This is a genomic window from Blastococcus sp. SYSU D00820 (genome assembly GCF_054050695.1).
This window is the reverse complement of the sequence record NZ_JBJGZW010000023.1, coordinates 47,075-67,156: the sequence shown is the minus strand read 5'-3', so window position 1 is coordinate 67,156 and position 20,082 is coordinate 47,075. Positions and strand designations below refer to the sequence as shown.

The window sequence follows — 20,082 nt, the reverse complement described above, 5'->3', positions numbered from 1 at the left end:
TGGCAGCCTGCGGCCTCAGCCGAAGGCCTGCACGCCCAGGTGGACCGCGAGCCCGAGCCCGGCGACGGCGATGACCCGGCGGAGCAGCACCGGCGGGCTGCGCCGCACGATCCGGGGCCCGATGGTCCCGCCGACGAGCAGCCCGGCCGCCAGCGGCAGCACCGCCGACCAGGCCACCGAGCTGAACAGCACGTAGCCCACCGCGGCCACGCCGTTGGCCATGCCGAGGACGACGTTCTTCAGCGCGTTGCTGCGCGGCACGCCCTCCCCGGTGGAGAGCAGGAACGTGGCCAGCAGCAGCACGCCGGCGGCCGCGCCGAAGTAGCCGCCGTAGATCGCCACGGCGAAGACCGCGGCCGGCAGCCAGCGCGGGTCGCGGGCCCCGCGGCCGTGCGCGCGGGCCCCCTCGGCGGCCAGCTCGCGGGGCGGCCGCTGCACCAGGATCGCTGCCGAGGCCGCGGCGATGAGGAAGGGCACGATGCGCTCGAAGGCGTCCGACGGGGTGGCCAGCAGCAGCACCGCGCCGGCCGCGCCCCCGAGCACCGCCGCCACGCCCAGCGGCAGCAGCCGCCGGCCCTGGCCGCGCAGCTCCGGCCCCGAGGCGCTCACCGAGCCCACGCTGTTCAGCACCAGCGCCACGGTGTTGGAGACGTTGGCCGTGACCGGCGGGATGCCGGTGGCCAGCAGCGCGGGATAGCTGATCAGCGACGCGAGGCCGGCGATGCTGCCGGTCAGCCCGGCCCCGACGCCGGCGAGGACGAGCAGCGCCGCCTCCAGCACGGTCACCGGGTGACCAGGACGACGATCGCCACGATGCCGAGGACGACGATCGCCGTCCGCAGCACCGCGGGCGGCAGCCGGCGGCCGAACCGGGCGCCGAGCCAGCCGCCGACCACCGAGCCGCCGGCCACGCAGCCGGCCGCGGCCCAGTGCACGCGGTCGGTGGCCACGACGATGTAGGCCAGCGCGGCGACGGCGTTCACCGCCGAGGTGAGCACGTTCTTGATGGCGTTGAGCCGCTGCAGCGACTCGCGCAGCAGCAGCCCGAAGACGCCGATCTGCAGCACGCCCTGGCTGGCGGCGAAGTAGCCGCCGTAGCTGCCGGTGGCGTAGGCGCCGACGACCAGCCCGGCCAGCCGGGCCGGGCCCAGGCGGGTCCCGGGGTCGGTGCCGGCGCGCTCCTGCCGGCGGCGCAGCGCGCGCTGCAGCAGCGGCTGGGTGGCCACCAGCACGACGGCCAGGCCGACCAGGGCGGGCACCACCGTCTCGAACGCTCCGGCCGGCAGGTGCAGCAGCAGGAAGGCGCCGGTGAGCGCGCCGAGCACGGAGGCCGGCAGCAGGGTGAGCAGCAGCCGGCGCTGGCCGGCCAGCTCGCGGCGGTAGCCGATCGCGCCGGCGATGCTGCCGGGCACCAGGCCCAGGCTGTTGGACACCGTGGCGGTCACCGGCGGCAGGCCGGCGGCGAGCAGGACGGGGAAGGTCACCAGGGTCCCCGAGCCGACGACGGCGTTGATCGAGCCGGCCGCCAGCCCGGCGGCGGCGATCGCGACCATCTCCCAGGGGGTCAAGCGTCCTTCCTGCCCGCGTCGACCACCCGCAGCACCACCGCGCCCTCCTCGTCGCTGGCCTCGAGGTCGACCTCGGCGTCGATGCCCCAGTCGTGGTTGCCCTCGGGGTCGTCGAGGATCTGCCGCACCCGCCAGACGCCGGGCTTGCCCTTGTCCCAGATGAGCAGCGCCGGACCGCGCGCGTCGGCGCCGGTGCCCAGCTCCGCGTGCTCGGCGAAGTAGGCCTGCACCACCTCGCCCCACCGGTCGGCGTCCCATCCGGCGGCGGAGTCCAGCTCGCCGAGGTCGTACCAGCGCCGCCGGGCCCACAGCTCGACCCGCCGGAACAGCGCGTTGCGCACCATCGCGGTGAACGCCCGCTCGTTGCCGGTGAGCGGCCGCGGCCGGGCGGGGACGGCGACCTCGGCGACCGGGCCGTCGTCGGGGTTGGTGAGCGCCTCCCACTCGTCGAGCAGCGAGGAGTCGACCTGGCGCACCAGCTCGCCCAGCCACTCGACCAGGTCGGTGACCTCCTCGGTGCGCGCCGAGGCGGGCACGCCCGAGCGCAGCGCCTTGAACGCGTCGGACAGGTAGCGCAGCACCGCGCCCTCGGACCGGGTCAGCCCGTAGGTGGTGACGAACTCCCGGAAGGTGAGCGCCCGCTCCCACATCTCCCGGACGACGGACTTCGGCGACAGCTGCGCGTCGGCCGCCCACGGGTTGGTCTGCCGGTAGACGTCGTACGCGTGCGTGAGCAGCTCGTCCAGCGGCTTCGGGTAGCTGATCTCCTCGAGCAGCTCCATCCGCTCGTCGTACTCGATGCCCTCGGCCTTCATCTGGGCCACCGCCTCGCCCCGGGCCTTGTTCAGCTGGGCGGCGAGGATCTGCCGCGGGTCGTCCAGCGTCGCCTCGATGACGCTGACGACGTCCAGGGCGTAGGTGTCGGAGTCCTCGTCGAGCAGGTCGATCGCCGCGAGCGCGAAGGTCGACAGCGGCTGGTTGAGCGCGAAGTCCTCGGGCAGGTCGAGGGTGAGGTCGTAGCGGCGGCCGTCCGGCTCGGGCTCCGGGAGCCGCTCCAGGACGCCGGCCTGCAGCAGCGACCGCGCGATGCCGATGGCCTCGCGGATCAGCTTGAGCTGGCGCTTGCGCGGCTCGTGGTTGTCGGTGAGCAGCCGGCGCATGGCCGCGAACGGGTCGCCCGGCCGGTCGACGACGTCCAGGAGCATCGCCGTCGACACCCGCATGTGGCTGGTCAGCTTCTCCGGCTCGCTCTCGATCAGCCGGCGCATCGTCGACTCGCTCCAGGGCACCATGCCCTCGGGCACCTTCTTGCGCACCAGCTTGCGGCGCTTCTTCGGGTCGTCGGCGACCTTGGCGAACTGCTTGAGGTTCTCGATCTCGTGCTCCGGCGCCTGGACGACGACGGTGCCGGCGGTGTCGTACCCGGCCCGCCCGGCGCGGCCGGCGATCTGGTGGAACTCGCGCACCTGGAGCAGCCGCATGCGGGTGCCGTCGTACTTGGACAGCGCGGAGAAGACGACGGTGCGGATCGGCACGTTGATGCCGACGCCCAGGGTGTCGGTGCCGCAGATGACCTTGAGCAGCCCGGCCTGCGCGAGCTGCTCCACCAGTCGCCGGTACTTGGGCAGCATCCCGGCGTGGTGCACGCCGATGCCGTGGCGGACCAGCCGCGACAGCGTCGTCCCGAACGCGGAGGAGAAGCGGAAGCCGCCGATCATGTCGGCGATCGCCGCCTTCTGCTCCTTACTGGCGACGTTGACGCTCATCAGCGCCTGGGCGCGCTCCAGCGCCGAGGCCTGGGTGAAGTGGACGACGTAGACCGGCGCCTGCTGGGTGTCCAGCAGCTCCTGGATCGTCTCGTGCATCGGCGTCGTGGCGTAGTAGTGGTGCAGCGGCACCGGGCGCTGCGCGCTGGCCACCAGCGCCGTCGGCCGGCCGGTGCGGCGGGTGAGGTCCTCGCGCAGGAACGTGACGTCGCCCAGGGTGGCGCTCATCAGCAGGAACTGCGCCCTCGGCAGTTCCAGCAGCGGCACCTGCCAGGCCCAGCCGCGGTCGGGGTCGCCGTAGAAGTGGAACTCGTCCATGACCACGAGCGCGTCGCCGATGCCGTCGGCGCCCTCGCGCAGCGCGATGTTGGCCAGCACCTCGGCGGTGCAGGCGATCACGGGGGCGTCGCGGTTGACCGCGGCGTCACCGGTGAGCATGCCGACGTTCGCCGCGCCGAAGACGCCGCACAGGGCGAAGAACTTCTCGCTGACCAGCGCCTTGATCGGGGCGGTGTAGTAGCTGCGCCGGCCGGCGGCCAGCGCCGCGTACTGGGCGCCGGTGGCCACCAGTGACTTGCCCGAGCCGGTCGGCGTCGCCAGGACGACGTGCGCGCCGCTGAGCAGCTCGATCAGCGCCTCCTCCTGGTGCGGGTACAGCGTCGTCCCGCCCGCCTCGGCCCAGCCGGCGAAGGCGGTGAACAGCTCGTCGGGGTCGGTGCCGCGGGTGCGCAGCGCGGTCAGGTCACCCGGGTCGTCGAGCAGGGGGAGGGGAGCGGTCGCGGTCATCGTGAGGGACAGCGTGCCCGACGTCCCTCCGCTTCCCGCGCAGGCACCGGCGCGGACCGGTTCGGTCACGAAACGGTCACATCACCTCCCGCGATGTGTGCGGTGAACCGACTAAGGTCAGAAGGTGAACAACAAGTGAACGAGAGGTGGCGCGACGATGCGTGTTGAGGAGCGACCGCTGGTGCGGTGGGTGCCGGTCGTCGACAGGGCGGGGCACCGGCACATGGAGATGCGCTGGGAGCTGCCGACGGCGGCGCACCAGCAGGGCACGCGCGCGGCCTGATCCGCAGCGCACACGGGAACCGGCCGGACGCCTCGTCCGGCCGGTTCCGTGCTGTCCGGGGGGTTCCCGGGCGGTCGCGCGGGTAGGCGGGACCGCGGACAGCGGGGGAGCAGCACCCCGCCGCCGCTCCCGTACGCCGCAGGAGGCACCCGTGTCGTCACCCCGCCCCGAGTCCCAGCCCGAGCAGCAGCAGACCCCGCCCGGCACGCTGGGCGAGATGGACCCGAAGCCCGACCACGGCGAGGAGACCTACGAGGGGTCGGGCAAGCTCACCGGCAAGGCGGCGGTCATCACCGGCGGCGACAGCGGCATCGGCCGCGCGGTCGCCATCGCCTTCGCCCGGGAGGGCGCCGACGTCCTCATCTCCTACCTCAGCGAGCACGAGGACGCGCAGGACACCGCCCGCCACGTCGAGCAGGCCGGCCGCAGGTGCGTGCTGGTGCCCGGCGACCTCTCCGACCGCGCGCACGCCAAGACGATCATCCCCCGGGCCGTCGAGGAGTTCGGGAAGGTCGACGTCCTGGTGAACAACGCGGCGTTCCAGATGAGCCACGACACGCTGGAGGAGGTCTCCGACGAGGAGTGGGACCACACCGTGGCCACCAACCTCACCGCGATGTTCGTGCTCTGCAAGGACGTCATCCCGCACATGCCCGCGGGCGGGTCGATCATCAACTCGTCGTCGGTCAACTCCGACATGCCGAGCCCCAACCTGGCGCCCTACGCGATGACCAAGGCCGGCATCGCCAACTTCACCGCCAGCCTCGCGCAGATGTACGCGGACAAGGGCATCCGGGCCAACAGCGTCGCACCCGGGCCGGTCTGGACGCCGCTGATCCCCTCGACCATGCCGCCGGAGAAGGTGGGCAGCTTCGGCCAGCAGGTGCCGCTGGGGCGGGCCGGGCAGCCGGCCGAGCTGGCGCCGGTCTACGTGCTGCTGGCCAGTGACCAGGCGTCGTACGTGTCGGGCGCCCGCGTCGCGGTGACGGGCGGCAACCCCATCCTCTAGGGGGGCCGCCGCACACGATCAGGGTCCCTGGCCATCTCGGGTCCTCCCCGGGCGCGCACCGCCGGGGAGGACCCCGGACGATCAGGGACCCTGATCGTGTGGCAGGGCGGCGGCCAGCGCGCGGAGCTGCTCGGGGCCGACCCGGCAGCAGCCGCCCACCAGCCGGGCGCCGGCGGCCACCCAGGCCGGCGCCTCGGTGGCCGCGCTCGCGCCGGAGCCGGTCCACCGCCGGGCCGCGGCGTCCCAGCCCTCCCCGCTGTTGGGGTAGGCGACCAGCGGCGTGCCCGCCGCCCGCGCCGCGGCCAGCGCCGGGGCGACCCCGGCGGGCTCGGTGCAGTTGACGCCCACGGCGACGACGCCGGGCAGCCCGCGGGCCAGCGCGAACACCTCCGCCGCCGGCTCGCCGCGGCGGGTGCGCGCGACGCCGTCGGATCCGACGACGGTGGTCAGGGACAGCCACACCGGGACGCCGAGCGACGCCGCCTCGGCCAGCAGCGCCTCGGCCTCCGCGGCCGCGGGCACCGTCTCGCAGGCCAGCACGTCGGCGCCGGCCTCAGCGAGCGCCGCCATGCGCGGGCGGTGGAACGCCCGGAGCTCGGCGACGGTGAGCCCGCCACCGCTGCGGCCCGGCCAGTCGGGGGCGGTGTAGGCGCCGGTGTACTCCGAGCCGTCGGCCAGCATCGCGCCGTAGGGGCCGACCGAGCCGGCCACCCAGCTCGCCGGCGCTCCCTCGCGGGCCAGCGCCACCGACCGGGCCACCAGCCGCAGCGCCTCGTCGCGGTCCAGCCCGGCGGTGGCGAAGCCCTCGACGGTGGCCTGGTAGCTCGCCGTCGTCGCCACCTGCGCGCCGGCCGCGGCGAACGCGGCGTGCGCGGCCACGACCGCCGCCGGGTCGTCGCGCAGCAACCGGGCCGACCAGAGCGCGGAGGAGACGTCGGCGCCGCGCGCCTCCAGCTCGGTGGACAGCCCGCCGTCGAGGACGACGACGCCCTCGGCCAGCGCGGCGGGGAGCGTCTCGGCGGTCACCGGCCCATCCTCCCGCGCTGCGCCGTCCGCGCCCGCCCCGCAGGATCGGACCATGGTCTTCATCTGGGGCAGCGGGTTCGGCGGACGTGGACGGCGCCGGGGCGGGTACCGCGGCGGCCCCGGGTACGGGCCCGGCTACGGCCAGGGGTACGGCCCGCGCTACGGCCGGGGCGGCTACGGTCCGCCGCCCGGGTACGGCTACGGATACGGCCCGCGCTACCGCGGCGGCAACGACTCGTGCCTGCGCGACCTGCTGTTCCTCAACACCGGCTGCTGCCTGGCCAACGCCATCGGCTGCGGCATGGACGCCGTCCTCCTGGCGCCGGCGACCGCCCGGCGCGTCTCGGCCGCCGGCACCGGCGAGCGCGGTGCCCGGCTGGCCCAGCGGCTCGTGGCCGCCGTCCGGGTCTACCAGCGGGAGATCAGCCCGAAGCGGGCGCCCTGCTGCCACTTCACGCCGACCTGCTCGGCCTACGCCGTCGAGGCGATCGAGCGGCACGGCGCGGGCCGGGGCACCTGGCTGACCGTGCGCCGGCTCCTGCGCTGCCGGCCGGGCGGCGCACGCGGCGCCGATCCCGTGCCCGCCGCCGTCTGACCGCTCGGGGAATCCGGTTGCGGGGCCCGGGGAGACTGTTCCGGTGCCCGCCGACGACGACCCGACCGCCGACCTCCCGGTCGCCGGCTCCGTCGTCGTGCCCGCGGCCGCGCTGGGCTGGCGGTTCTCGCGCTCCTCGGGCCCCGGCGGCCAGGGCGTCAACACCGCCGACTCGCGGGTGGAGCTGTCGGTCGCGCCGCTGGAGATCCCCGGGCTGACCGAGGGGCAGCGGGCCCGGCTGGCCGAGCGGCTGCGCGGCCGGCTGGTGGACGGCGTCCTCACCGTCACCGCGTCCGAGCACCGGCAGCAGCGGCGCAACCGGCAGGCCGCCCGGGAGCGACTGGCCGCCGTCCTCCGGGCCGCGCTGGCCGCGCCGCCGCCGGCGCGGCGCCGCACCAAGCCCACCCGCGGCTCGCAGGAGCGCCGGATCGCGGCGAAGAAGCAGCGCGGCGAGCTCAAGCGCGGGCGTCGGTCCTGGGACTGAGCTCGTCCCTCCGCCGCCGCAGGAAGTTCCGCTCGGCGCCGTTGCCGACCAGCTCGAGCGCGCGGTCGTAGGCGGCGACGGCCTCGTCGCGGCGGCCCAGCCGGCGCAGCAGGTCGGCGCGGACCGCGGGCAGCAGGTGCGACCGCGGCAGGTCGACCTCCTCCAGCGACTCGAGCGCGGCCGCCGGGCCGGCCACCTCGGCCACGGCCACTGCCCGGTTGAGCGCGACGACGGGGGAGGGGGTCAGGACCATGAGGTGGTCGTAGAGCGCGACCACCTGCCGCCAGTCGGTGTCCGCCGCGGTGGGCGCGTCGGCGTGCACCGCCTGGATCGCCGCCTGCACCTGGTACGGCCCGGGCGCACCGCGGCGCAGGCAGCGGCGGACGAGGTCCTGGCCCTCGGCGACCAGCGCCCGGTCCCAGAGCCGGCGGTCCTGCTCGGCCAGGGGCACCAGCGCCCCGTCCGGGGTGACGCGGGCCCCCCGCCGCGACTCGGTGAGCAGCAGCAGGGCGAGCAGGCCGAGCACCTCGGGCTCGTCGGGCATCAGCTCGGCCAGGGCACGGGCCAGCCGGATGGCCTCCGCGCTGAGGTCGGTGCGCAGCAGCCGGTCCCCCGAGCTGGCGGTGTGCCCCTCGGTGGAGATCAGGTAGACCACCGCGAGCACCCCGGACAGCCGCTCGGGCAGGTCGGCGGCGGCCGGCACCCGGTACGGGATGCGCGCGTCGCGGATCTTGGCCTTGGCGCGGACCAGCCGCTGGGCCATCGTCGGCTCGGGCACCAGGAAGGCGTGCGCGATCTCGGCGGTGGTGAGCCCGCCGACCAGCCGCAGCGTGAGGGCGACCCGGGCGGCCGGGGCCAGCGCGGGGTGGCAGCAGGTGAACAGCATGCGCAGCCGGTCGTCGCGCACCGCGTCTCCTTCGCGACGGTCCTCCTCGGGCGGGGAGCCGGGGCCGGTGAGCAGGGCGGCCTCGGCGGCGGCACGGGCGTGCCGCGCGTCGCGGGTGGCCTCCCGGCGCAGCCGGTCGACGGCCCGGTTGCGGGCCGTGGTGACGATCCAGCCGGCGGGACTGGCCGGGACGCCGTCGGCCGGCCAGCGCTGCAGGGCGGTGACGAAGGCGTCCTGCACCGCCTCCTCGGCGGCGTCGATGTCGCCGAGGAGGCGGGTCAGGGTGGCGACCGCGCGGCCGTACACCTCGCGGAAGACGCCCTCGACGTCGGCGGTGGGCATGCCGGTCAGGGGCGGCCGGAGCCCTCGTGGAAGGGGCGGACCTCGATCGGCAGGGTCGTGGCGGCCACCAGCCGCCGGGCCCAGGCCAGCGCGGCGTCCAGGTCCGGGACGTCGATGACCGAGAACCCGCCGACGTGCTCCTTCGCCTCCACGAACGGCCCGTCGACGACCAGGACGTCGTCCCCGCGCGGGCGCAGGGTCGTGGCGGCGGCCGGCGGGTGCAGCCCCCCGCCGAACACCCAGCAGCCGGCGTCGACCATCGCCCGGTGCACCGCGTCGGTGTCGCGCATGATCGGCTCGAGCACCTCGGGCGGCGGCGGCGTCCCGTCGCCGGGCTGGACCACGGTCAGCAGGTAGTGCGGCATGGCGATCTCCCATCCGTCGCGGGCCGCTCGGCTGCGGCCCGTCCACCCTCTGTACGAACGGGCTCAGCCGGTTTCGACACCCGGCGGCCGGACGACGATCCACAGCGGCAGCTCGTCGTCGGCGGTGTGCGTGGCCAGCGAGACCTCGAAGCCGGAGCCGCGCAGGAAGCGCACCGACGCCCAGGTGGTGCAGGCCGCGGCCGCGGGCACGCCGTCGGCGTCGCAGCGGGCGAGCACGGGCGCGAGGACCGCACGGCCCAGCCCGCGGCGGCGGGCGCTCGGCCGGGTGGCGAGGTGGGTCAGCCACCAGTGCGGCTCGGCGGGACGCGCGGCGTCGACCAGCTCGCGGGTGCGGGCGACGGCGTCGGCGCGGGAGGCGGCGAGGTAGGGGAGTTCGCGCTGGAGGGCGGCGCGGACGTCGGCCGGCAGCGGGTGCGTGCCCGGTGCGCCCGGCGGCGGCTCCCAGGTGGCGACGGCGGTGACGTCCTCGGTGACCCACGCGGTGCCGGTGGCCACGCCGCGGTGGCCGGCGTCGAGCTCGTGCAGGCGGGTCAGTCGCTGCACCCGGCCGTCCTCGGGGAGCGCCCAGCGGGTCCACCGGGAGTCGGCGAGGGCGACGGTCAGGGTGGCCGCGATGCGCGGCACGTCCCGCTGCTCGGCCGGGCGCACGGAGGGCACCCCGATCTGCACCGTCGTCGGGTCGCCGTCCACCCGGCGATGAGACCACGACGAGGGCCGGCCCCGGTGCGCGGGGCCGACCCTCGCCGGGGAGGGGGCCGGTTCAGGCGTCGAATCCGGCGCGGTCGACCTTCCGGTGGTAGCGGGTGCCCAGCCGGCCGCCCAGGACGGCGCCGAGCAGGGTGGCCAGCAGGACGGCGACCAGCGCGATGATCCCGCCGGTGGTGGCGGTGCCCTCGTCGATCGGGATGCGCGGCAGGTCCAGCCGCTGCAGCACGTTGTACTGCGCGCCGAAGACGATGCCGGCCACCGCCAGCAGCACGACGACCAGCAGGCCGATGACCCACACGGCGATGCCCTGGCGGACGCCGTCGAAGCGCGCCATCCGCCCGGCGACGTAGCCGCCGGCCAGGTAGGCGAGGAACAGGACGACCAGCAGCACGATGCCGCCCACGATCCCGATCGTGCCGGCCTGCTCGGTGGCCTCGCCGGTGGTCGGCAGGCCCTGGGTCAGGCCGATGGCCACGCCGGCCGCGGACAGCAGGGCGACGAGGATGACCGCCAGGCCGTTGGCCGACAGCCAGCCGAAGAAGGCCGCGCCCCACTTGATGCCGCCGAACCGCTCGTGCTGGGCGGCGACCGCGTCGCGGGCGGGGCCCCGGGTGGGGTGGGCGCCGGCGGACCCGGTGCCGCTGTCGGACAGGGGAGTGCTCACGGGGTGCCTTCCTCCGGAGGTGCCGGTGGCCGGGGGCCACCGGGTCGAGCGGGGGGCGGGACCCGGACGGATCCCGCCCCGCGAGGCGTCAGGCCCGCCCGGTGGGCCCGGTCCGGCCGTCGGTGTCGACCTCGATCTCCTCCTTGCGGACGGTGTCGTTGACCGTCTCGGTGTCGGTCACCGTCTCGGTGTCCAGGCGCACGCGCTCGACCGGCACGGCCTCCTTGGCGACCACGGGGCGCTCGGCGTGCAGCGTGACCTCGTGCTCCTCCTCGGAGATCGCCGGGCCGTCGAGGGCGTTGCCGATGTTGGCGTCGGTGATGGGCTCGCGCTGGACCCGGACCTCCTCGCGGGAGACCGGCACGGTCTCGGTCACGTTCTCGGTGACCACGTACTTGCGCAGCCGGGCCACGCCCGACTCGACCCGCTGGGTGCCGACGGCGAGGCGCTCCTCGGAGCGGGTCATGGCGTTGTCGGTGGTCGGGCCGGAGGTGTCGTGGCCGACCGCGCCGCGGGTGCCGGTGTCGCGGGTGGTGTCGGCGGTGATCCCGGAGGTCGTGCCCGCGGCGGGCGGCCCGTCGACGGTGCCGACGGCGGCGGCCACGGACTGGCCGCCGTCCAGGCCGTAGTAGCGGTACAGGTCGGCCTCCTCCGACGGGGAGAGGTGGCCCTCGACGTCGTGGTGCGGCGCGCCGGCCACCATTTTCTTGTCGTAGGGCACGCGCAGCTCGCCGCCGGCGAGGTCGGCGTCGGCCAGGGGCACGAAGGCCTCCTTGGTGCCGAACAGGCCGGTGCGCACGGTGGCCCACTCCGGGCGGCCGGTCGAGTCGTCGAGGTACACCTCGCCGACCGTGCCGATCTTGCCCTCGGGGCCGACGGCGGTGCTGCCGATGAGGCTGCTGATGGACTGCTCAGTGATCATGGCAGCTCCGTGCCCGGTGGGTTTACGTTGTAAACGGGCGTCGTCCCACGTTCATCGGAAGGACTCCGGACGGCGTGGGCTGCGGCCCTCGCGGCGCATCTCCTCGAGGCGGCCCAGCAGGTTCTCCAGGGCCTCCTCGAACTCCGCGGCCGACTCGTCGAGCGACAGCAGCGACTCCAGCCGGACGACGGTGGGATACCCGCTGAGGTCGGGTGCCACGCCCGGCGTGCCGACGCCCGCGTCCTCGTGGTTGACCGGCACGCCCTTCTGCGAGACCTCCAGCAGCAGGTGACCCAGCAGGAAGCTGCTGTAGGCGCGGTAGGCCGCCACGGCCGAGTCCTCGGAGAAGCCGCTGCGGGTCAGCGCGACGAGGAAGGACTCGACCCACCGGAGGCTGCGCAGCGGCGGGCGGATCCACGGCGCGGCCGGGGGGCGGGTCGCGACGAGGGGGAAGACCTCCGGGTGCGCCAGGGCGATGCGCCGGACGCCGTGGGCGAGCCGCTGCAGGTAGTCCTGCCAGCCGTGCGCGGCCTCCAGGTGCACGTCGGGGTCGCCGTACAGCTCGTCGATGACGCTCTCGACGACGCCGTCCAGCAGGTTCTCCCGGCTGGGGACGTAGCGGTAGAGGGCCATCGCCTCCACGCCGAGGGCGCGGCCCAGCCGCCGCATGGTGAGCGCCGCCAGACCGTGCTCGTCGATGTACTGCACCGCGGCACCGAGGATGCGCCGCCGGTCCAGCGACGGGCGGCCGGTGGTGGGCGGCCCGGCCGGCAGCACGGCGGCCGCCCCGCCGCGCGCCGGCGGGGCGTCGGGGTCGTCGGCGCCCGTGCCGAGCTCCTCGTCGGGCGCGTCCCGGCCGTCCTCGCGGTCGCCCACTGGTACCTCCTGGCTCGTCGGCCCCCCGGGACATCCTCGCTGGTCGGTCGTGCCCGCCCGTCCGCACTCCCTGCAGTGCCCGGTTGTGAGCGGAGCGGAACCCGGTGTTGACGCCGGTGCCCACGGGGGGAAACCGGCGCCCCCGACTCTCGGTGCGTGACCCCGACCGCCCGCTCCGAGGCCGCCACGCGGCGGCCCGCCGGCGTGCGGACGACGGCCACGCACTGCCCCTACTGCTCGCTGCAGTGCGGCATGGAGGTCACCGCCGGCGACCGGCCGGCCACCCTCGTCCCGGCCGACTTCCCGACCAACCGCGGCGGGCTGTGCTCCAAGGGCTGGTCGTCGACGGAGCTGCTCGACCACCCCGAGCGGCTGCTGCGCCCCCTGGTCCGCGCCGTGCCCGGCGACCGCACCAGCCCGCTGGTCGAGAGCACGTGGGACGACGCGCTCGACCGGGTCGTCACGGCGATCCGGCGGACCCAGGCCGCCCACGGCCGCGATGCCGTCGGCTGCTTCGGCGGGGGCGGCCTCACCAACGAGCAGGCCTACCAGTTCGGCAAGTTCGCGCGGGTGGCCCTGCGCACCAGCGCCATCGACTACAACGGCCGGTTCTGCATGTCCTCGGCCGCGGGCGCGGCCAACCGCGCCTTCGGCCTGGACCGCGGCATGCCCTTCCCGCTCGCCGACCTCGCCGGGGCCGACGTCGTGGTGCTGGTCGGCAGCAACCCGGCCGACACCATGCCGCCGGCCATGCAGTACCTCGATGCCGGTCGCCGGCGCGGCGCCCAGCACGTGGTCGTCGACCCCCGCCGGACGGGGACCGCCCGGAACGCCACGCTGCACCTGCAGCCGCTGCCCGGCACCGACCTCGCCCTGGCCAACGGCCTGCTGCACATCGCGCTCGCCGAGGGCCTGGTCGACGAGGCCTACGTCGCGGCGCGCACCACCGGCTTCGACGCCGTCCGCGCCGGGGTGGCCGCCTACTGGCCCGACCGCGTCGAGCGGCTCACCGGCGTCCCGGTCGAGCAGCAGCGCCGGACCGTCTCCGCCCTGGCGCAGGCCGAGCGGGCCATCGTGCTCACGGCGCGCGGGGCCGAGCAGCACCGCAGCGGCACCGACACCGCGCAGGCGTGGATCAACCTCGCGCTCGCCCTCGGACTCCCCGGCCGGCCCGGCAGCGGCTGGGGCACCGTCACCGGCCAGGGCAACGGCCAGGGCGGCCGGGAGCACGGGCAGAAGGCCGACCAGCTGCCCGGCTACCGCAGCCTCGCCGACCCCGCAGCCCGCGCGCACGTCGCCGCCGTCTGGGGCGTCGACCCCGACGACCTGCCGCGCCCCGGGAGGTCGGCGTTCGAGCTGCTCGACGCCCTCGGCACCGACGGGGGCGTGCGCACCCTCCTCGTCCTCGCCTCCAACGTCGCGGTCTCCGCGCCCGACGCCCGCCGGGTGATCAGCCGGCTGCGTGACCTGGACTTCCTCGCGGTCGGCGACTTCTTCCTCTCCGAGACCGCCGAGCTGGCCGACGTCGTCCTGCCCAGCGCCATGTGGGCGGAGGAGGACGGCACCATGACCAACCTCGAGGGGCGGGTGATCCGCCGCCGGCGCGCCCTCGACCCACCGGACGGCGTCCGCGACGACCTGCAGCTGCTCGCCGAGCTCGCCGGCCGGCTGGGTGCCGGCGACCGGTTCAGCGCCGACCCCGAGGCGGTCTTCGACGAGCTGCGCCGCGCCAGCGCCGGGGGAGCGGCGGACTACTCCGGCATCAGCTACCGGCGCATCGACGACGAGCAGGGCGTGTTCTGGCCGTGTCCGTCGCCCGGGCACCCCGGTACCCCGCGGCTGTTCACCGAGCGGTTCGCCACCCCCGACGGTCGCGCCCGCTTCGTCCGCGTCGAGCACGTCGAGGCGCACGAGCGCCCCGACGACGAGTACCCCTACGTGCTCACCACCGGCCGGGTGCTCGCCCAGTACCAGTCGGGCACCCAGACCCGCCGCTCGCGCAGCCTCCAGCTGGTGGCGCCCGTGCCGCGGGCCGAGCTGCACCCCGACCTCGCCCGCCGGCTCGGCATCGCCGCGGACGACGTCGTCGAGCTCGCCACCCGCCGCGGCCGGGCGCGCTTCAGCGCGCGGGTCACCGACGACATCCGCCCCGACGTCGTGTTCGCACCCTTCCACTGGGGCGGCGGCTCCAGCGCCAACGCGCTCACCGACGCCGACGCCCTCGACCCCACCAGCCGGATGCCGGCCTTCAAGGTCTGCGCCGTCGCCGTCACCCGCGTCGGCGGGCCGGCCGAGCGCATCGATCCGCCGCCGGCCGCCGGCCAGCCACGGCCCCGGCCGCACCGCCCGACCGCCACCCCCGAGCCCCGGGTGCCCACCCGGAGGAGGAGCACAGGCATGAAGAGCACCCCCCGCTTCCTGCAGGGCGTCTACCCGATCACCGGCGAGGGCCTGGCCAAGCCCGGCCCGGTCGACCCGGCGCTGCGGTACACCGTCCCGTCGGGTCAGTCGGCCCAGGCGCTGTACTTCCGCGGCGGCAACGCCACCGGCGAGCTGGTCTACGTGCTGCTGCTGCGCGACGGCGAGCCGATGCGCTGGTTCCCGATCGGCGCCCGGGGCGACACCCACGTGCCGCTCCGGGTGGTCGAGGACCTCCCCGGCGGATGCGTGGTCGAGCTGCACGTCGCCGCGCCCGAGGGCGTCACCGGCGAGATCGTCGTCGACCTGGGCCTGGTGGAGGTCTGATGGCCCGGCGCACGGCGAGCGGGATCCTCGGTGGCCGCCCGGAGGGCCTCACCGTGCTGAGCCTCGGGGACGACGGGTTCGACGCCCGTGCCCGGCTCGTGGTCGTCGGCAACGGCATGGCCGGCGCCCGGTTCGTGGAGGAGGTGCTCGAGCGCGGCGGGGGCGACCAGTTCCGGATCACCGTCTTCGGCGACGAGCCGCACGGCAACTACAACCGGATCATGCTCAGCCCGGTGCTGGCCGGGGAGACCGGCGAGGACGAGATCGTCCTCAACAGCCACGACTGGTACGCCGACAACGGCGTCACGCTGCGCGCCGGCGTGCGCGTGGAGCGCATCGACACCGCGGCCAAGCTCGTGTACGCCGGCGACGGCAGCGTCGCCCCCTACGACCACCTCGTGCTGGCCACCGGCAGCTACTCCTTCATCCCGCCGATGACCGGCGTCCGGGACGACGACGGCGGCCTGCTGCCCGGCGTGCACGGCTTCCGCACCATCGACGAGACCCGCGCCATGCTCGCCGCCGTCGGCAGCTGTGCGCGCGCCGTCGTCATGGGCGGCGGGCTGCTCGGCCTGGAGGCCGCCCGGGCGCTGCAGGGCCACGGCCTGCAGGTCGAGCTGGTGCACGCCGCGCCGTGGCTGATGAACGCCCAGCTCGACGCCGAGGCCGGCGCGATCCTCAAGCGCAGCGTGGAGTCCCTCGGCATCACCGTGCACCTCGACGTCCTCGCCACCGAGGTGGTGGGCCCCGACCGGGTGCGCGGCGTGGTCCTCGCCGACGGCCGGCGGCTCGACTGCGACCTGCTCGTCGTCGCCGCCGGCGTCCGCCCGCACACCGACGTCGCCGTCCGCTCCGGGCTGGAGGTCGAGCGCGCGGTCGTCGTCGACGACCAGCTGCGCACCGACGACCCCGACGTCTACGCCATCGGCGAGTGCGCGCAGCACCGCGGCTCGGTCTACGGCCTGGTCGCCCCCGCGTGGGAGCACGCGAAGGTGCTCGCCGACGTCCTCACCGGCACCGACCCCGACGCCGCCTACACCGGCAGCCGGACGGCGACCAAGCTCAAGGTCGCCGGCGTCGACGTCGCCACCATGGGCGTGAGCACCCCCGAGCGGGACGACGACGAGTTCCTCGTCATCTCCGAGCCCCGGCGGGGCGTGCACCTGTCCGTCGTCATCCGGGACGACGTCCTGGTGGGCGCCACGCTGCTCGGCGACACCCGCAAGGTGGCCTACCTGACCCAGGCCTTCGACCGCGGCAGCCCGCTGCCCGAGGAGCGGATCCGGCTGCTGGTCGACCTCTCCGACGGCGCCGCGGAGGTGGGCGTCGCCGAGATGCCCGCCGACTCCCAGGTGTGCAACTGCAACGGCGTGTCCAAGGGCGACATCTGCGGCGCGGTGGCCGACGGCTGCGGCACCGTCGGGGCGGTCATGGACCGCACCCGCGCCGGCAAGGGCTGCGGCTCGTGCAAGGCGCTGGTGAAGCAGGTCGTCGAGTGGGCCGCCGACGGGGAGGTGACCGAGGACGCCTCCGCCTCCTGGTACGTGCCGGGCATCCCGATGGCCAAGCCCGAGCTCACCGCCGCCATCCGCGCGCAGGAGCTGCGCAGCGTCAGCGCCGTCTTCGCCGCCCTGGCGCCCGGCGGCACGGAGGACGCCAGGTCGAAGATGGGCCTGGCCTCCCTGCTCAAGATGATCTGGGGCCGCGAGTACGTGCGCGAGAAGGACGCCGAGTTCATCAACGACCGCGTGCACGCCAACATCCAGCGCGACGGCACCTTCTCGGTCGTGCCGCAGATGAAGGGCGGGGTCACCACACCCGCCCAGCTGCGCCGGATCGCCGACGTGGCCGAGAAGTACGAGGTGCCGATGGTCAAGGTGACCGGCGGCCAGCGGATCGACCTGCTCGGCGTCCGCAAGGAGGACCTCCCGGCCATGTGGGTCGACCTCGGCATGCCCAGCGGCTACGCCTACGGCAAGAGCTTCCGCACGGTGAAGACCTGCGTGGGCAGCGACTTCTGCCGGTTCGGCCTGGACGACTCCACCCAGCTCGGCATCGACCTCGAGACCCGGTTCCAGGGCATCGAGGGGCCGGCGAAGATGAAGCTCGCCGTCGTCGGCTGCCCGCGCAACTGCGCCGAGGCCTACGTCAAGGACGTCGGCGTCGTCGCCGTCGGCAACGGCCGGTGGGAGGTCCACGTCGGCGGCGCCGCCGGGGCCACCGTGCGCAAGGGCGACCTGCTGGCCACCGTCGACTCCCGTGACGAGGTGCTGACCCTCGCCGGGCGGTTCCTGCAGTACTACCGCGAGAACGCCAACTGGCTGGAGCGCACCTACGACTTCGTGCCCCGGGTCGGGCTGGAGCGGATCCGGTCGGTGCTGCTCGAGGACAGCGAGGGCATCGTCGCCGACCTGGACGCCGCCCTGCAGCGCTCCATCGACGCCTACACCGACCCGTGGCAGCAGGACGGCGGCCGGCCGGCCACGCCCGGCCAGTTCCGCCCCGCCCTGCCGCTGGTCGACCTGCCGAAGGTGCCGGTCCGATGAGCGCGCCGCAGGTCCTGGCAGAGCGCGAGCCCGGGCGGCAGCAGGTCCGGGCGCACGCGGTCGCGCGCGCCGAGGACATCCCTCCGGGCGAGGGCCGGGCCTACGTCGCCGGCGGCACCCAGGTGGCGGTGTTCCGGCTGCGCGACGGCTCGCTGCACGCCACCCAGGCGTCCTGCCCGCACGCCGGCGGGCCGCTGGCCGACGGCCAGACCGACGCCGACGTGCTGGTCTGCCCCCTGCACCTGTACGCCTACCGGTGGGTCGACGGCGCGGCGGCCAGCGGCTCGCCCGCCGTCCGGATCCACCCGGTGCGCGAGGTGGACGGCGTGGTGGTCGTCGAGGTGTGACGGCCCCGCGGCCGCGCGGCGCGCGGGGCCGTGGCGCGCGAGCGGGCCTCCTCGGCGAGCTGGCGGGCGGCGACCACCGACGCCGGCTCGGAATGCGGGCCCTCAGTCATCGAGCCCCACCTCGCCCCAGAGGACGTAGCCCATCGGCTTCTGGTACTCCAGCGGGGTCCCGTCGGCCGCCACGGTGGTCACCGTGGCGAGGGCCTCGGGCCGGTCGACGACCAGCGCACCGTCGCGGAGCGGTTCCTCGGCCAGCACGGCGCCCGTGCCGTCGACCAGCTGCGCCGAGGCGGCGGCCGGCGGGCCGATCACGACCAGGCTGGGCACCACCTCCGAGTCCTCCGTGAAGTCGATGCCGTCGCAGGCGAGCACGAACGTCTGCTCGGCCAGCGGCGGGCCGGCCGGCCGGAGCTGGGTGCCGCACACGGTGCCGGCGCTGCCGCCGCCGGGCACGCCCGACCGGAGGGAGGCCTCGGCGTAGACGGCGCCCGAGGGCAGGGTCGCGGCGAGCAGGACGACGCGCGCCGGCCCGGCCGGGGCGGGCACCTCGCCGGACCAGACCACGGAGAAGCGCACCTGCTGCCGGGTCAGGCCGAGCGTGGACAGCATGAGGCGCGCCTGCGTGTCGACCGCGCCCACCTCTTCCGGAGACGTCGGGGCGCCGCGCAGCCAGTCGACGGCCACGCCCGACGTCTCCTCGGTCGGGGCCAGGAGGGTGCCGGTCTCGACGCCGGACGTGCTCACCTCGGCGCCGTCCCGCGTCACCCGGTAGGCCACCGCGGACAGCGACGACTCGGCCGGTGCCACCGGCAGGGTCAGGACGGCCACACCCTCCGGCGCGGCGACGGCCTCCCAGGCGCGGCTCACCCGCGCGTCGGCCGCGACCTCCGGCCGGAGGGACACCTGGACGGCGTCCCCCGGGGCGGTGAGGACGACCAGCGCGCCGGTGGAGGGGTCGGCACGGGCCAGCGGCCGCTGCACGTCCACCCCGCGCGGCACGCTGCCCGCCACCATCTGGTCCGGCCGGGCGCCGGGCGGGCCGACGAACCAGATCGCGGCCACGTCGCTGAGCGCACCCAGGTCGGTCTGGCGTTCCGGTTCGGCCGCCGCCCCCGTGGGCCGGGCGGTGTTCGGTCCGGCGACCAGGGCCCAGCGGCCTCCGGCGACGTCCCCGGCCCAGACCACCCGCCGGGCGGACACGTCCGGATCGGGGAGGTCGCCGGGCATGCCCGGCTGCGCCCAGGACAGCTGCCGGACGCCCTCGACGAACTCCGCGTCTCCGGCCAGCGATCCGCGGGTCGGCCCGGCGAGCACGTCGGCGGTCGGCGCCGCGGGCGCCGGCGCCGCCGGCCGGTTCGGCGACGAGCCGCCGGAGAGGACGGCGGGCACGGCCACGACCACGGCGGCGACGGCCGCCACCACCGTGGCCAGCCCGATCCGCTGCCGCCGCTGCACCCGGGCGCGGGCGGCCACCGTCCCGGCCAGCCCGCCCCGGGGCGGGGGAGCGGTCCCCTCGGCCAGCCGGGACAGCCGCCGGCGCAGGTCGGTCTCGTCGATCACCGTCGTCCCTCCGGAGCGGTCGTGGTGGCCTCCCGGCCGGCCAGCAGCACCCGCAGCCTCGCCAGGCCGCGGGTGGTCTGGGTGCTCACCGCGCTGGCCGAGCAGCCCATGGCCTCGGCGGTCTGTGCCTCGGACAGGTCGGCGAAGTAGCGCAGCACCACCGCCGCGCGCATCCGCGGCGGCAGGGCGCGCAGCGCCGTGCGCAGCTCCTCGTCCACCTCGCCGCCGCCGGCGGACGGATCGGCCCGGTCGGGCAGCGACTCCACCACCTGCTCGCCGCTCGACAGCCGGCGCCGCCAGCTGGTGTGGGTGGTCACCAGCACCCGGCGCACGTAGGCGGCCGGCGCGTCCGCGGCAGCGACCCGCGACCAGTGCCGGTAGGTCTTCAGCAACGCCGTCTGCACGAGGTCCTCCGCATGTCCGCGGTCACCCGCCAGGAGGACGGCGAGACGCAGCAGGCCGGCCTGCTCCCGCGACACGAAGTCCGCGAAGGCCCGGCTGTCCTCGTCCCGCACGCACGACCCCCCTCGACGGTTCCTGCCCTCTAGACGCGGCGACCCCGCCGGGAGCCCCACACGCTCAG

Annotated in this window: 18 protein-coding genes; 6 read left to right on the top strand and 12 right to left on the bottom strand. The window is 75.8% G+C overall.

Annotated elements, in window-relative coordinates; all coding sequences use genetic code 11:
* Window positions 1-15 precede the first annotated feature (15 nt).
* Genes ACI79R_RS19675 through ACI79R_RS19665 form a run of 3 tightly spaced genes read right to left on the bottom strand, consistent with a single transcriptional unit; the run spans window position 16 to window position 4,120 of the window.
* A complete protein-coding gene (locus tag ACI79R_RS19675) occupies window positions 16-786 on the bottom strand; it encodes a sulfite exporter TauE/SafE family protein (protein WP_456575354.1) in 771 nt (256 codons plus the stop codon).
* A complete protein-coding gene (locus ACI79R_RS19670) occupies window positions 783-1,568 on the bottom strand; it encodes a sulfite exporter TauE/SafE family protein (protein ID WP_456575353.1) in 786 nt (261 codons plus the stop codon). The genes ACI79R_RS19675 and ACI79R_RS19670 overlap by 4 nt, the downstream gene beginning before the upstream one ends.
* Complete coding sequence (locus ACI79R_RS19665; protein ID WP_456575352.1) at window positions 1,565-4,120, bottom strand: DEAD/DEAH box helicase; 2,556 nt, start codon at window positions 4,118-4,120, stop codon at window positions 1,565-1,567. The genes ACI79R_RS19670 and ACI79R_RS19665 overlap by 4 nt, the downstream gene beginning before the upstream one ends.
* A 434-nt stretch (window positions 4,121-4,554) precedes the next feature.
* Here ACI79R_RS19665 and ACI79R_RS19660 point away from each other — a divergent pair, with 434 nt between their 5' ends.
* Complete coding sequence (locus tag ACI79R_RS19660) at window positions 4,555-5,412, top strand: SDR family oxidoreductase (protein ID WP_456575351.1); 858 nt, start codon at window positions 4,555-4,557, stop codon at window positions 5,410-5,412.
* An 81-nt stretch (window positions 5,413-5,493) separates the two neighbouring features.
* Here ACI79R_RS19660 and mmuM read toward each other — a convergent pair whose 3' ends face one another.
* Entirely contained in the window at window positions 5,494-6,438 is a 945-nt protein-coding gene (gene mmuM, locus ACI79R_RS19655; protein WP_456575350.1) for a homocysteine S-methyltransferase, read from the bottom strand.
* A gap of 52 nt (window positions 6,439-6,490) precedes the next feature.
* Here mmuM and yidD point away from each other — a divergent pair, with 52 nt between their 5' ends.
* Complete coding sequence (gene yidD / locus ACI79R_RS19650; RefSeq protein WP_456575349.1) at window positions 6,491-7,033, top strand: membrane protein insertion efficiency factor YidD; 543 nt, start codon at window positions 6,491-6,493, stop codon at window positions 7,031-7,033.
* Window positions 7,034-7,076: 43 nt separating this feature from the next.
* Complete coding sequence (gene arfB, locus ACI79R_RS19645) at window positions 7,077-7,517, top strand: alternative ribosome rescue aminoacyl-tRNA hydrolase ArfB (protein ID WP_456575348.1); 441 nt, start codon at window positions 7,077-7,079, stop codon at window positions 7,515-7,517.
* Here arfB and ACI79R_RS19640 read toward each other — a convergent pair.
* The 6 genes from ACI79R_RS19640 to ACI79R_RS19615 form a co-directional block, all read right to left on the bottom strand.
* Complete coding sequence (locus tag ACI79R_RS19640; protein ID WP_456575347.1) at window positions 7,489-8,745, bottom strand: RNA polymerase sigma factor; 1,257 nt, start codon at window positions 8,743-8,745, stop codon at window positions 7,489-7,491. The genes arfB and ACI79R_RS19640 overlap by 29 nt on opposite strands.
* Before the next feature lie 5 nt (window positions 8,746-8,750).
* Complete coding sequence (locus ACI79R_RS19635; RefSeq protein WP_456575346.1) at window positions 8,751-9,110, bottom strand: YciI family protein; 360 nt, start codon at window positions 9,108-9,110, stop codon at window positions 8,751-8,753.
* Between the two features lie 63 nt (window positions 9,111-9,173).
* Window positions 9,174-9,821 carry a GNAT family N-acetyltransferase gene (locus tag ACI79R_RS19630; protein WP_456575345.1) on the bottom strand — a complete coding sequence of 216 codons (648 nt, stop codon included), beginning with the start codon at window positions 9,819-9,821 and terminating at the stop codon, window positions 9,174-9,176.
* Between the two features lie 70 nt (window positions 9,822-9,891).
* Window positions 9,892-10,503, bottom strand: a complete 612-nt coding sequence (locus ACI79R_RS19625; protein WP_456575344.1) for a hypothetical protein — start codon at window positions 10,501-10,503, stop codon at window positions 9,892-9,894.
* Between the two features lie 88 nt (window positions 10,504-10,591).
* Complete coding sequence (locus ACI79R_RS19620; RefSeq protein ID WP_456575343.1) at window positions 10,592-11,425, bottom strand: DUF2382 domain-containing protein; 834 nt, start codon at window positions 11,423-11,425, stop codon at window positions 10,592-10,594.
* 51 nt (window positions 11,426-11,476) lie between these two features.
* Complete coding sequence (locus ACI79R_RS19615; RefSeq protein ID WP_456575342.1) at window positions 11,477-12,301, bottom strand: TetR/AcrR family transcriptional regulator; 825 nt, start codon at window positions 12,299-12,301, stop codon at window positions 11,477-11,479.
* A gap of 156 nt (window positions 12,302-12,457) precedes the next feature.
* Between ACI79R_RS19615 and ACI79R_RS19610 the strand changes: the two genes are divergently transcribed.
* The 3 genes from ACI79R_RS19610 to ACI79R_RS19600 are packed head-to-tail and all read left to right on the top strand — an operon-like array spanning window position 12,458 to window position 17,939.
* Entirely contained in the window at window positions 12,458-15,046 is a 2,589-nt protein-coding gene (locus ACI79R_RS19610; protein WP_456575341.1) for a molybdopterin oxidoreductase family protein, read from the top strand.
* On the top strand, window positions 15,046-17,592 hold the full coding sequence (nirB, locus tag ACI79R_RS19605) for a nitrite reductase large subunit NirB (RefSeq protein WP_456575340.1): 2,547 nt from the start codon (window positions 15,046-15,048) through the stop codon (window positions 17,590-17,592). The genes ACI79R_RS19610 and nirB overlap by 1 nt, the downstream gene beginning before the upstream one ends.
* Window positions 17,589-17,939 carry a Rieske (2Fe-2S) protein gene (locus ACI79R_RS19600; protein ID WP_456575339.1) on the top strand — a complete coding sequence of 117 codons (351 nt, stop codon included), beginning with the start codon at window positions 17,589-17,591 and terminating at the stop codon, window positions 17,937-17,939. Before nirB ends, ACI79R_RS19600 begins: the two co-directional genes overlap by 4 nt.
* Window positions 17,940-18,041: 102 nt before the next feature.
* Here ACI79R_RS19600 and ACI79R_RS19595 read toward each other — a convergent pair whose 3' ends face one another.
* On the bottom strand, window positions 18,042-19,499 hold the full coding sequence (locus ACI79R_RS19595) for a hypothetical protein (protein ID WP_456575338.1): 1,458 nt from the start codon (window positions 19,497-19,499) through the stop codon (window positions 18,042-18,044).
* On the bottom strand, window positions 19,496-20,014 hold the full coding sequence (locus ACI79R_RS19590) for a SigE family RNA polymerase sigma factor (protein WP_456575337.1): 519 nt from the start codon (window positions 20,012-20,014) through the stop codon (window positions 19,496-19,498). The genes ACI79R_RS19595 and ACI79R_RS19590 overlap by 4 nt, the downstream gene beginning before the upstream one ends.
* Window positions 20,015-20,082 lie beyond the last annotated feature (68 nt).

What these genes read in the sequence shown, in the direction of transcription:
- yidD (WP_456575349.1), top strand. Translation starts at nt 6,491, where the DNA reads ATGGTCTTCATCTGGGGCAGCGGGTTCGGCGGACGTGGACGGCGCCGG.
- nirB (WP_456575340.1), top strand. Translation starts at nt 15,046, where the DNA reads ATGGCCCGGCGCACGGCGAGCGGGATCCTCGGTGGCCGCCCGGAGGGC.
- ACI79R_RS19640 (WP_456575347.1), bottom strand. Translation starts at nt 8,745, where the DNA reads ATGCCCACCGCCGACGTCGAGGGCGTCTTCCGCGAGGTGTACGGCCGC.
- ACI79R_RS19635 (WP_456575346.1), bottom strand. Translation starts at nt 9,110, where the DNA reads ATGCCGCACTACCTGCTGACCGTGGTCCAGCCCGGCGACGGGACGCCG.
- ACI79R_RS19665 (WP_456575352.1), bottom strand. Translation starts at nt 4,120, where the DNA reads ATGACCGCGACCGCTCCCCTCCCCCTGCTCGACGACCCGGGTGACCTG.
- ACI79R_RS19600 (WP_456575339.1), top strand. Translation starts at nt 17,589, where the DNA reads ATGAGCGCGCCGCAGGTCCTGGCAGAGCGCGAGCCCGGGCGGCAGCAG.
- ACI79R_RS19620 (WP_456575343.1), bottom strand. Translation starts at nt 11,425, where the DNA reads ATGATCACTGAGCAGTCCATCAGCAGCCTCATCGGCAGCACCGCCGTC.